This window comes from Faucicola osloensis, from assembly GCF_020041925.1.
Lineage (GTDB): Bacteria > Pseudomonadota > Gammaproteobacteria > Pseudomonadales > Moraxellaceae > Faucicola > Faucicola osloensis_D.
The window spans coordinates 1,730,108-1,742,983 of sequence record NZ_CP083409.1; the positions used below are offsets into that span (position 1 = coordinate 1,730,108).

Here is a 12,876-nt window from a genome sequence, read left to right on the forward strand (position 1 = left end):
GGCTTTATCTCAATAGCTTTATGTAATTACTGGCTCACAATAAAAAACCCCGAATCGTCGGGGTTTTTCTTTCAATGAAACATTAATCGGTGCCATATTCTTGGCGTTTTGTGGCAAAAAAGCGCTCAAGTCGATCCATCGCTTCATGCAAATCTGATGCATTGGGCAAAAATACCACGCGAAAATGGTCAGGCGCATGCCAGTTAAAACCCGTACCTTGTACCATCAAGACTTTTTCTTGCAGTAATAATTCCATCATAAACTGCATATCATCTTCGATTGGATAAATGTCACGGTCAATTTTTGGGAAACAATAAAACGCCCCTTGTGGCATGGTGCATGAGATACCTTTAATGGCGTTTAGGCGCTCGATAGCGATGTTACGCTGCTGATACAGGCGACCTGTTGGTGCGGTCAAGGCTTGCATACTTTGATAGCCACCCATCGCCGTTTGAATCGCGTATTGTGAGGGCACGTTGGCACACAGCCGCATCGATGATAGCATGGTTAACCCTTCAATAAAATCAGCCGCATGGTGTTTTTTACCCGATAACATCATCCAGCCTGAGCGAAAACCTGCGATACGGTGCGACTTTGACAAGCCATTATAGGAGATAACCAAGCAGTTTTTGGCAAGGGTGCACAACGGTACATGCACGGCATCATCATACAGCACGCGGTCATAAATCTCATCCGCCATCAGCACAAGCCCGTGTTTTTCTGCCAGTGCCACGATTTTTTTTAAATTTTCGGTAGAATAAAGCGCGCCTGTTGGGTTGTTTGGGTTGATGACCACAATGCCTTTGGTGCGCTCATTGATTTTGCTTTCGATATCGGCAATATCTGGCTGCCAGTTGTCTGCTTCATTACACAAATAATGAACCGCTTTACCCCCTGCCAAATTCGTCGCCGCTGTCCAAAGCGGGTAGTCAGGCATAGGAATCAGCACTTCATCGCCATCATCCAGTAACGCTTGCATGGTCATCACAATCAGTTCAGAGACGCCATTGCCCAAATACACATCGGCAACGTCTACCGCTTCTAACAATCCTTTGGCTTGGTAATACTGCAAAATCGCTTTACGCGCGGCAAAAATCCCTTGAGAGTCCGAATAGCCAATCGCATTGGGCAAATTCATCGCCACATCTGATAAAATCTCTTGCGGCGCTTCAAACCCAAATGGGGCAGGGTTGCCAACATTGAGTTTGATGATTTTATGACCTTGTGTCTCCATGCGGTTGGCAGTTTGTAGCAAAGGACCGCGAATGTCATAGCACACGTTTTGCAGTTTATTGGATTTGTTCAAAGTTTTCATGGTAGATACATCACTACTAGGTTTGGGATGGTTGGGTTGAAAATTGGTAGCAGCAGGCATCATCGCTTGAGTGGTTTGATCCTGCAGCGGGTTCGCTTGATTGGCATCGCTTAATGCTTGTGCTACAGTAGTATCATTGAGCATATGCGCTGCGAATGCTTGGGTGTTGACACTGACGTTATGACTATGACTTTCCACCCCAGTACCTGATAGCAAATAGCTTTCGCTGCACCCTAACAGACTGGCAAGCACAGGCAGTTTATTGGACACGATGCCATTGGAGCCGCGCTCCCAATTAGAAATCGCGGCACGGCTAACTTTAGCACCAGCTTGGGTCATTAAATCGGCAAGTTCAGCAGTGGTCAGACCTTTGCTTTTACGCAGCTGCGTCAAGCGTTGTCCAGCCGATAGTTTAACGTCAGTGAGCATAGCGGGGGAATTCCGTTTGAGTATTAATAAATCATATCAATTTTTGTCAGAAATACTGACAAATTTAAAGTATAAATATTGCAGATAACTGCCAATAGATAAACTACGCTTGTCAGCATAATAACGCAAGAAAAACTTACAATTTTTTAACTAACAACTTTTTAACTAACAACAAGGAGATTTGCTATGGAAGATTTTTACCAATTATCCGCGACCGATATTCGGGGTCAGCTATTTGATTTTGACACCCTTAGAGGTAAAGTCGTATTGATTGTGAATACCGCAAGCAAATGCGGCTTTACCCCACAGTTTGAGGGCTTAGAAAAGCTATACCAAGCTTATAAAGACCAAGGGTTGGTGGTGTTGGGTTTTCCCTGCAACCAATTTGGTCAGCAAGATCCTGGCAGTGAAGCGCAAATTAGTGAGTTTTGCCAAATCAATTATGGCGTGAGCTTTCCGATGATGGCGAAAGTTGACGTCAATGGTAAAGACACCCATCCTGTTTATCAGTTTTTAAAATCACAGCCACAGGGTAAGGGTATGTTGGGTGACGCCATCAAATGGAACTTTACCAAGTTTTTAGTTGATACACATGGTAGAGTCGTAGATCGTTTTGCACCGACCAAAGCCCCCCAAGACCTTGAAGCGGATATCAAAGCACTACTGGCGCAACCGTGAGAAAAAGCTTGAGAGAAAAAATAAAAAGGATTTAATTGGGGGAATTAAATCCTTTGGGTGACAAGCGATAGAGACATTGTTATTATTGTTATCTTATTATTCTTATTGTTAGCTATGACCTTGCTGGCCATGTAGGTATGATAGGTTTTTTATGTGACAACCACATGACATACTCAGTAAAATTTTTAAAAAATTTTAACATTTGCTAAAAAAAATCGTTGACAGCAAAAATAAATTCTCTATAATACCCTCCACAGACGATGGGTCGTTAGCTCAGTTGGTAGAGCGTCTGCCTTACACGCAGAATGTCGGCGGTTCGAATCCGTCACGACCCACCAATTTGACAAGTTTGGGTCATCGTCATCAGCTACCGTGCAGTGGTAGTTCAGTAGGTTAGAATACCGGCCTGTCACGCCGGGGGTCGCGGGTTCGAGTCCCGTCCGCTGCGCCACTTATTTTAGTGGATTTAAAAACGAAACTTTTAAAGTTTTATGCCTCAAATCTCCCCTGATTTGAGGTTTTTTTTGGCTTAAATTTTATACTAAGTTATTGATTTTAAAAAATATATTGTTTTATAAATTTTTATCTTGATGTGATTAGGAAAATTGATTTTAATTGTTAAGTTGAAAAGATATCTATTTTTGATATTTAAGTAAAACTCACGTGACCAAACGCTTGTGACCAAAACGTGACCATTTTGTGAGCAAAAATTTTGGCTGACGGTCTGTAGGGTCACCCGCCAATTATTAAAGCCAATGATTAAAATACAAAAAGTACAGTAAAAATTAAAAGGCGGATTTCATTACAAGCTGTCAGGCAACCAAAATTCATGCAATCGAACAACAAAGTCTCGTATTTTATCGCATGAGCTATACCGCAATATCCCCATCGCCCCACTACCAACTTGCCAGTGCGTTTTCCCCGAAGCCCATCATTGAAAGCATCCTATTATCCAACGGGGTCGTAGTCCAAATGAGGCGTCAGTTAATCAAATTAAAGCAGATAGATAGGTAACAAATGTTGAATTATAAAATTTATAATTATACTAATTTATTAAATAAAATTAATTAATCCTATTTTGTATATTCTACTAAAATGTTACAGTATGTTAAGATATATATCCTTCATAATCAAAAACTTAATTTTATTTTTATGATATATAGACGTTGTTAAATCTTGCTGTAATTTGAAATATTGTAAATAATTTGTTAAGGTTGTTGTCCAGTTAATCTAATAAAAAGATATCTTTATGAGTTTTGTGAAAGTCGAAAAATTCGGCCCTTTTCCTCGGGTTAATCGCCCTGTTTTTATTGCCTCCGCATTGCTGATTGTCGGATTTATTATTTTTGGTTCGTTATTTGGTGAGTTGGCAGGGGAGGTTTTTAACCAACTGCAGTCTTTTATTACCCACCGTTTTCGTTGGCTTTTTATCATTTTGATGAATGTCACGGTGGTGTTTAGCCTATATATTGCCTTGAGTCGTTATGGCGATATTCGGCTTGGCCATCAGACAGAGCATCCTGAGTATAGTTTACTGTCATGGTTTGGGATGCTGTTTAGTGCGGGAATTGGGATTGGTCTGTTGTATTGGGGGACGGCAGAGCCGTTATATCATTTTATGTCGCCTCCGATGGGGCAAGCCGAAACCGTAGAAGCAGCTAAACAAGCGATGAGTATTTCGTTTTTGCATTGGGGAATTCATGCGTGGGCATTGTATTGTGTCGTGGCGTTGTCATTGGCATATTTTCATTATCGCCGTGGCTTGCCGTTATCGATTCGCTCGGTGCTGTACCCGTTGATTGGTCAAAAAATCTATGGCAAATGGGGGCATGTGGTTGATACCCTTGCGGTGTTTGGCACGATGTTTGGGGTGGTAACATCCTTGGGGCTGGGTGCGATGCAAATCAACGCAGGCTTTAGCAATGTGTTTGGTATTCCCAATAATGTCCCGGTACAGCTTTGTTTGATTGCGATTATTACCGCGATGGCGACGTTATCAGTGATGATGGGGCTGGATAAAGGGATTAAACGCTTGAGCGATATCAATATTGTGCTGACTGTGTTGCTGCTTGGCTTTATGTTATTTTTTGGTCCCACCCAGTTTATCATCGATAGTTTTATTGAAAATATCGGCAATTATGCCAGTCAACTTATTCCACTAGGATTTTGGAGTGAGGCGTATAGCAATACGGATTGGCAGGCAAATTGGACGATTTTTTATTGGGCATGGTGGGTGAGTTGGTCACCATTTGTGGGAATTTTTGTGGCGCGTATTTCTCGGGGTCGTACTATCAGAGAGTTTATTTTTGGGGTGTTATTTATCCCGATGCTGTTGTTGTTCTTTTGGTTTACCACCTTTGGCGGCAGCGCGGTACATATGGAATTGATGGGCAATTATGGGTTGATAGAAGCAGTCAAAGCCGATTATGGTAGTGCGATTTTTAAACTGATTGAATATTATCCTTTAACCAAGCCTTTGACGTTGGTGATTGTGGTGATGATTATGTTGTGGTTTGTCACTTCGTCAGATTCGGCAAGCCTTGTGATTGATATGCTCACCGCAGGCGGCGATACCAATCCGCCAAAAATCCAGCGGTTATTTTGGGCATTGAGCCAAGGGGTGATCGCTGCGGTATTATTGGTGGCAGGGGGGTTATCCGCGTTGCAAGCGGTCGCGATTATTGCAGGCTTCCCGTTTGCCATCGTGGTGTTTGTGATGATGTATTGTCTATGGCGAGGGCTAACACGCGATAGATTGACCTTGTACCGTAATCAACAGTGGTATATCACGGCAGAGTCTGCTGAGCATAATTCAGCGAATGAGTTTATTGATGAGCATTTATTGCTGGGTCCGCCCGTGGTGGCTAAAGATGAGTAATATTGTTTTTCTTGATTAACATAAATGGACGGGTGCAAGCGTCGCAAAGCTGATGCCCGTCTAGGCAGTCAAGCAATGGGCGTTAATTGACAGATTGACAGCCTAGACATGCGTTACAAAGAAAAATGCTATAACAAACGCCTAATCTATGGCAATATTTGATATGCCCATAAAATTGTATGCCCATCAAATAATGAGGAAACCCCAATGAGCAAAGCTGAAAAACCTTTTATTGCGCTTAATATCGCAATCTTAACTGTATCAGACACCCGCAGTTTAGAAGAAGATACCTCTGGTAAATACCTAGCCGATAGCCTTGTCGAATCAGGGCATGCCCTGGCAGAGCGAGCCATACGCACCGATGATATTTATCAAATCCGTGCTATCGTGAGTCAATGGATTGCCGATCCCGCGATTCACGCTATCATTACTACCGGCGGGACAGGTTTTTATATCCGTGACCAAATCCCTGAAGCCCTAAGCCCGCTGTTTGATAAAGAAGTACAAGGTTTTGGTGAGATGTTCCGCGCGTTATCTCGTGATGAAATCGGCATGTCAACCTTGCAATCTCGTGCCCTAGCAGGCATGGCGAATAATACGGTGATTTTTTGTTTACCGGGCTCCTCGGGTGCCTGTCGCACGGGCTGGGAAGGCATCATCAAAGAACAGCTCGACAACCGTACCCGTCCATGTAACTTTGTGCCGCATCTGATGCGTGAAAACCCAAAACATGACCATTAAATTGGCAGGGGTGGTGATTTTGGCGGGGGGTGAATCATCTCGGATGGGTTTGCCCAAGGCGCTATTAAGCTTGCCAAATGGCGAAACTTTGCTTGATTTTCATATTCGTCATGCCAAATGCTTAAATGTCCCTGTCATGGTGGCGGATAATGGTAAGGGCTTATGTCATGATACAACCGTCAAAATCATTGATGATTATCTGCCAAATCAACAAAATGGCAAAGGAGCAGGGGCGTTATCAGCCATGGCAAGTGCCATGAATCAAGTCATGTCTCCTTACCATTATTTACTGGTGATAAGCTGTGATAGTTTGGTTCATGCCCATCAAGTTTTTGATAAGTTGCATTATCCGGTAACCGATAATGAAGCGGTGATTTATTTAAAAGCTGAAAAGGATTATCCATTGTTGGGTTTGTATCGTACGGATTTATTAATAAAATTATACGATTATTTGGATAAGGGTCAGCGCGCAGTGATGAAGTTTTTGGCGGATAAAAAAATACAAACCGCTGCATTGCCAAATGAATGGATAGCTTTAGCAAATTTTAATACCAAAAATGAATTTGATTTGGCGTTGAACTCACTCAATGACATAGGATAAATAGGTCAAATTTTGGGAAATTATTCACATTAACAGGATATAAAATAATTTCATCAATTAAGGGTATGAGTTAAAATTTAGGCATGGTAATTGCATTTTTAAATTACCTTGTTTGATTATGTTGGAAAACTGCTATGCCTTCAATCAGTAGCCCTGTGAGTGTTGAATTTTTTCCCAATGACAGCGTGAAAGAAAATCGTTTTGACCTTCTTACAGCCCCCAAACATGCAAAATCTGTACAAAATCAGGGCAAAGTGTATCTGGTTGGTGCAGGTACAGGCGACCCTGAACTCTTGACCATCAAAGCTTATAAAACCATCTTGCAAGCGGATGTGATTTGTTACGACAATTTGGTTAGTGATGAGGTTTTGGCGATTAACCCAACAGCAGAGAAAATTTACGTTGGAAAAAAATGTGCAAAGCACAGTATGCCACAACAAGATATTAATGGCTTGTTAGTAACGCTTGCTAAGCAAGGTAAAATCGTCATTCGGCTAAAATCAGGCGATCCGTTTATCTTTGGTCGTGGTGGTGAAGAAATGCAGACCGTAGTGAGCGCCGGCATTGCATGTGAGTCAATTGCAGGCATTACCACAGCATTAGCGGTTGCCAATAGCGTCAATATTCCGCTCACCCATCGCGACTATGCGCAATCCGTTAAGTTTGTGACAGGGTTTTTAAAGACGGATACGCCGAATGAGCAATATGCTGAGTTGTTAGCGGATAATCAAACGGTGATTTTTTATATGGGGTTAAATACCTTGCCATCGCTGACACAAGGCTTGTTGCAAGCAGGTAAATCAGCCGATACTCCATTTGCCATTATTTCCAATGTCAGCCGAGAGAATGAACAGGTATTAATCGGGACACTTGATACCATTCAAACCCTACAAAATATTGCCAAACTGCCTTCCCCTGCAGTGATGATCATGGGCGAAGTCGTATCACTATATAATGAGTTAAATGCCAGTCGGCAATATTATCAACAATTAGTGGTGTAGTTTGATTGGGGTAAAGATAAAGGGGCATGATTTCTATACCCCTTTATATATTGTCGGCATTTAGTTAAATAAACACCACGCCATGATTGACCTTAACTGGATACGATCTTAACGAAACTCGCTCATCATCAAGACACTTACCTGTTGCCAAGTCAAAACGTTGTTTATACATAGGTGACGCGACATAACGCACTTTTTGCCCGTCAATTTCACAGCTACCAAGTAGCCCCCTAGAAATGACGTTAGCCTTGCTAAATGGGTCAAAGTTATGCATGGCATATACTTCGTCATGATGGGTCCGAAAGATGGCAACTTGTTCGCCGTTGACTAGCGCACAAACGCCTGTTTCGGGGATGATATCGTCAATTTTACAGATTTCGTTCATCGTAATTTTCCATTGTTTTGATTGAAAATGGCATGCTAAATTAGCGCCATTTTGCTATGGTTAACCATTAAGCAAGCTCGATGTCCGCTTGGGCGGCAATGGCGTTGTAAGCCAATTCTTGCTTTTCCTCAGCCGTTGCAGGGCGAATTTGGCTCCGCTCTTCGACAAACACTACGTTGTCATCGACTTTGTCACTGTTGATAAAGTGCTTAAAGCGTTTAAGGCGCTCTGGGTCAGACAGTGTGGTTTTCCATTCGCACTGGTAAGCATCAATGTCCGCTTGCATCTGGGTTTCAAGCTCATGAGCAATGCCCAAGCTGTCATTGATAACCACGTCTTGAATATACTCAAGACCACCTTCCATTTTCTCACGCCAGACTGACGTGCGTTGTAAGCGGTCGCCTGTTTTTATGTAGAACATTAAGAAACGATCGATATATTTAATCAGCGTGGCTGTGTCCAAATCACTGGCAAACAGCTCAGCATGTCTAGGACGCATACCGCCGTTGCCACAGACATAAAGGTTCCAGCCGTTTTCAGTGGCAATAATACCAACATCTTTGCCTTGGGCTTCGGCGCACTCTCGGGTACAGCCTGATACACCGAATTTGATTTTATGAGGGGCACGTAAGCCTTTATAACGGTTTTCCAGTTCGATCGCCAAGCCAACGCTATCATCAACCCCATAGCGACACCATGTGCTACCGACACAAGACTTAACAGTCCGTAGTGATTTGCCATACGCATGACCTGTTTCAAACCCTGCATTAATCAAGCGTTCCCAAATATCGGGCAATTGGTCACTACGTGCACCAAATAAATCCACACGTTGCCCACCAGTGATTTTGGTGTAAAGTCCAAAATCCCGAGCCACTTCGCCCAGTACGATGAGTTTTTCGGCGGTAATTTCACCACCTGCAATCCTTGGTACGACTGAGTAAGTACCATCTTTTTGGATATTCCCCAAGAAAGCATCATTGGTATCTTGTAGCGCAACCAGTGGTTTATCTAAGATATAGTCATTCCAACATGATGCCATAATCGAGCCAATGGTAGGCTTACAGATTTCACAGCCGTCACCATGTCCGTGTCTTTCAATCATCTCTTCAAAGGTGTGGATATTGCCGACACGCACCAAGTGATACAACTCTTGGCGAGAGTAAGCAAAATGCTCGCAGATGTGGTTTTTAACTTCGATACCGCGCTTTTTGAGTTCTGACACTAAGGTATCTTTGACGATTTGAGCACAGCCGCCACAGCCTGTACTGGCCTTGGTGCAGCTCTTGATGTCTTCATAAGTCATGGCCCCATTGTCCACTGCTGCGCAGATTTGACCTTTGCTGACGTTATAACATGAGCATAGGGTAGCGGTATCGGGCAGATTTTCAACGCCCATCACAGGTTTTTCGACATTTGGTAAAATCAAGCTTTCTGGGTGTAATGGTAAATCAATACCATTTAAAAATAACTGGAGCAAGTTGCTGTAATCTTCCGTATCACCCACAAGTACCGCACCGAGCAAGCGTTTGCCATCGTCCGAGGTGACTAATTTTTTATACACGCCTGTTTTTGGGTTTTGGTAGACAAAGCTTAAACTGTCTTTGATTTTGCCATGGGCATCGCCAATACTGCCGACATCGACGCCCATCAGTTTGAGTTTGGTACTCATGTCGGCACCGTCAAATAGGCTGTCATGCTCACCTGCTATTTGTGACGCACATACGCTTGCCATGGTGTAGCCTGGAGCAACCAGCCCGTAGATTTTGTTATCCCATAATGCACATTCTCCAATCGCATAAATATCTGGCTCGCTTGTTTGACATGTGTCATCAATGACGATACCGCCACGTTCGCCAAGTTTTAGCCCAGAATCTCGTGCTATAGTATCTTCAGGGCGAATCCCGGCACTAAATAGAATCAAATCGGTATCAAGCAAGCTACCATCAGCAAATTGCATGGTTAAAAAACTGGCATCATCGTCATGGTTGTCGATGATTTGCTGAGTATTTTTACCGGTTAGTACCGTAACGCCCAAGTCTTCGATTTTTTTCTTTAGCAACTCTCCGCCTGCGGCATCTAGCTGTACGCCCATAAGTTGGGGTGCAAACTCGACTACATACGTGGTTAACCCCAAAGTGACCAAGGCTTTTGCGGCTTCAAGTCCGAGCAGACCACCACCCACAACCACGCCACGCTGTACTCGAGAATTGGCGGCGGTGGCGATGATGGCGTCTAAGTCATCAATGGTGCGATATACATGACAGTGGGCATGGTCATTGCCCTGTACGGGGGGTACGAACGGATACGAGCCTGTTGCTAACACCAATTTTTCAAATTCTAAGGTGTTGCCCTTGCTGGTGATAAGGGTTTTGGTTTGTGCATCAAAACTTGCGACGCCTTCACCCAAATGCAAAGTAATGCCCGCTTGCTCATAGTGCGCCAAATCCACCAAGTTTAATTGACTGGCATCTTTGTGTTCAAAGTAACTGGACAAATACACGCGATCATACGCAGGGCGACTCTCAGCACTAAACACATGGATTTGGTAAGTTTGGTGTAGGCGTTTTTCAATCGCTTTTTCGATAAAGTGGTGCCCGACCATGCCATTACCGATGACGATAAGATTTTTCATGTATTTATCTCTTCTGACGAAACATTGGCTTTTTGACTAGGATAATGACTGGCTTTTGGCGTGTATTATCCCAAGTTTTTCTATACTGTTAATAAGCAAACTTTATGCCAATATTTAAATTAACTATAAATTTCAATGGGTTAAAATATATAGGTTAATTGTCTGTTAAGAAAAATAAATCACATTGTTAGTGATTTAACGCAACCAGTAGCCAAGTGATGAGCAACAGCACCGTTAATATCCCGCTTACCAATTGCCAAAATAGTACAGGATGTTTGTCAATCAGCGGCTGTTTGGCTTTATCGTCGGCATGGCTTTTGGGGTCAAGGTCGGTGAGAAAATCGCCAATACTCTGATAGCGGCGGTTGCTATCTGCTTGCAGAGCACGAATCAGCACGTCATTGACCCAAAATGGTAAATCCGTGCGCAATTGGCGCACGTTTTTGAACGCCAGTTTTTGGGTGGTTTGGGCGGTCATCGCAGTGGTCAAGGTGTCGACATCAAACGGCTGTAGCCCTGTCAGCATCTCATAAGTCACCACACCCAGCGAGAAAATATCGGAATACACCCCTTTTGGTGCATCGCTAAAATATTCGGGGGCAATGTAATGCAAATCGCCCACAGGTGGTGTATGCGCTGTTTTTAGGAGTAACGAGCCAACCGAACCAAAGTCAATGAGCTTGATATGACCCGATGGCAGCAGCATGATATTTTCGGGCTTGATATCTTGATGGAGTAAATAATTACGGTGCATGGCTCGCAGCGCCATGCCAATTTGATTGACAATAGCAAAAGTTTGGGCAACCGATAACGGCGGCTGGGTGTCGATAAATTCACGCAAGCTCATGCCTTGCAAAAATTCGGTGACATGGTACAGATACTGGCTATTCATCGGTTTAGGGTAAAATTTTAGTAAGCTTGGATGATTGAGGCTTAACCCTATTTTTTCTTCTTTTAAAAACAGCCGTAAAAATCCGCTATCGTCTTCATAGTAGGCAGACGGCACTTTGATAATACGCTGATTATCGCCTGTGTCAGCGGTGCTGTCGGTTGCCAAATACACGCTACTGCGTGGCGTGTTTTGCACTACTTTGTCAATGGTAAAATGATCAAGCTTATCGCCGACCGTCAGCACAGGCGGAATGCGTAAACGGGTAACGGCATGACGACTGTCTGTATGTTCGGCAAGGTCAGCTTTGTCAAAATCTGCATTCGCCAAAATTCTCGCAACTTTTGGCAAAACCGCTATCATCACGCAACTGACATTGTCATTACTGCCATTTTCCAATGCCACCTGACACAAGTTTTCTGGCAAATTTTCTAAGTCTAAGGTGGTGGAATTATCCAGCGCCAACAATTTGCCCAATGCCGATTGGGTGAGTAACAATAATTCATCATCACCGATAAATTCATATACGCCATCGGTCATTATCAAAAACACATCTTCGGGCAACACATCAATTTGGGCAAGTTGTAATTCCACATGGGCATCTGCGCCAAGTGCAGCGGCTAACGCGCCTTTGTCTCGCCCTCGTTTGTGTCTGTGGTCTTGGGTGAGTACGCGCAGTTTGTTGTGTCGTAGCCGATAGATACGGCTGTCGCCCGTGTGGAATAACACTGCCGCGTGCTCGGATAATAGCGGCTCGGTAAACAGCAGCCCAGATAAGGTTGAGAGTAATTTGGGCAAATATCGCTGCGAGGCTGAATCAAAGCTGTCATGGTGATCACTAAAATACAAAAAATCATTGATAATATGCACGCTTTTGGTGAGCATTTGTGCCAGCATTTCGGCACTGTTGTTATTCAATGAATCGCTAGTCACAGCGCTAGTAACAGCGCTAGTAATGGGGGTAGTAACTGGGGTAGTCACCATGTCAGCTTGGTGCATGGTTAATTGGTCGATCAGCGTATCAATCACCCATTGACTGGCGAGCTTTGGCTGTCCGCAGCTGCTAACGCCGTCAGCTAAAGCGGTGACTTGCCATGCAAGCTGAGCGGCGCAGCTATTCCCTGTTGGCACCAACGTTTGCATTGTCAAGGTATCTTGATTTTCCGCTTTGCGCCCTGCATGACTAGCAGCACGGGTCAGCAGTTGCGGCAAGGATTGTGGTAAGGATTGAAAACTGGCGGGATTTTGCTGAATGGCTTTTGACATGGGTTTTTCCTTACTAGCACGGTTGCTACGCATTGTGCAAAAATGAAAAAAGGGCATACAC

9 protein-coding genes, 2 tRNA genes and 1 pseudogene are annotated in these 12,876 nt (G+C 43.7%); 7 read left to right on the forward strand and 5 right to left on the reverse strand.

The features are described from left to right. Positions 1–82: 82 nt before the first annotated feature. Both LAJ61_RS07655 and LAJ61_RS11225 read right to left on the reverse strand, forming a co-directional pair. Positions 83–1,459 carry a pyridoxal phosphate-dependent aminotransferase gene (locus LAJ61_RS07655; protein WP_409035000.1) on the reverse strand — a complete coding sequence of 459 codons (1,377 nt, stop codon included), beginning with the start codon at positions 1,457–1,459 and terminating at the stop codon, positions 83–85. A gap of 129 nt (positions 1,460–1,588) precedes the next feature. Continuing rightward, a pseudogene (locus tag LAJ61_RS11225) lies at positions 1,589–1,744 on the reverse strand (helix-turn-helix domain-containing protein); the annotation flags it as partial. Between the two features lie 186 nt (positions 1,745–1,930). Here LAJ61_RS11225 and LAJ61_RS07660 point away from each other — a divergent pair. The 7 genes from LAJ61_RS07660 (at position 1,931) to cobA (ending at position 7,643) form a co-directional block, all read left to right on the forward strand. Then, the gene (locus LAJ61_RS07660) at positions 1,931–2,422 is read left to right on the forward strand and encodes a glutathione peroxidase (RefSeq protein ID WP_224053444.1); all 492 of its coding nucleotides are present in this window, start codon (positions 1,931–1,933) and stop codon (positions 2,420–2,422) included. Positions 2,423–2,684: 262 nt separating this feature from the next. Continuing rightward, a tRNA-Val gene (locus LAJ61_RS07665) sits at positions 2,685–2,760 on the forward strand. Between the two features lie 36 nt (positions 2,761–2,796). Next, positions 2,797–2,873: transfer RNA gene (locus tag LAJ61_RS07670), tRNA-Asp, on the forward strand. Between the two features lie 798 nt (positions 2,874–3,671). After that, entirely contained in the window at positions 3,672–5,300 is a 1,629-nt protein-coding gene (locus LAJ61_RS07675; RefSeq protein ID WP_224053445.1) for a BCCT family transporter, read from the forward strand. A gap of 207 nt (positions 5,301–5,507) precedes the next feature. Further along, on the forward strand, positions 5,508–6,041 hold the full coding sequence (gene moaB / locus LAJ61_RS07680; RefSeq protein WP_224053446.1) for a molybdenum cofactor biosynthesis protein B: 534 nt from the start codon (positions 5,508–5,510) through the stop codon (positions 6,039–6,041). After that, positions 6,031–6,642, forward strand: a complete 612-nt coding sequence (gene mobA, locus LAJ61_RS07685) for a molybdenum cofactor guanylyltransferase (RefSeq protein ID WP_224053447.1) — start codon at positions 6,031–6,033, stop codon at positions 6,640–6,642. Before moaB ends, mobA begins: the two co-directional genes overlap by 11 nt. A 134-nt stretch (positions 6,643–6,776) precedes the next feature. Next, complete coding sequence (cobA, locus tag LAJ61_RS07690) at positions 6,777–7,643, forward strand: uroporphyrinogen-III C-methyltransferase (protein ID WP_224053448.1); 867 nt, start codon at positions 6,777–6,779, stop codon at positions 7,641–7,643. A 64-nt stretch (positions 7,644–7,707) separates the two neighbouring features. Here cobA and nirD read toward each other — a convergent pair whose 3' ends face one another. The 3 genes from nirD to LAJ61_RS07705 form a co-directional block, all read right to left on the reverse strand. Then, complete coding sequence (gene nirD / locus LAJ61_RS07695; RefSeq protein ID WP_224053449.1) at positions 7,708–8,028, reverse strand: nitrite reductase small subunit NirD; 321 nt, start codon at positions 8,026–8,028, stop codon at positions 7,708–7,710. Positions 8,029–8,095: 67 nt separating this feature from the next. Then, entirely contained in the window at positions 8,096–10,660 is a 2,565-nt protein-coding gene (gene nirB, locus LAJ61_RS07700) for a nitrite reductase large subunit NirB (RefSeq protein ID WP_224053450.1), read from the reverse strand. A gap of 187 nt (positions 10,661–10,847) precedes the next feature. Further along, positions 10,848–12,815, reverse strand: a complete 1,968-nt coding sequence (locus LAJ61_RS07705; protein ID WP_224053451.1) for a bifunctional protein-serine/threonine kinase/phosphatase — start codon at positions 12,813–12,815, stop codon at positions 10,848–10,850. Positions 12,816–12,876: the final 61 nt, after the last annotated feature.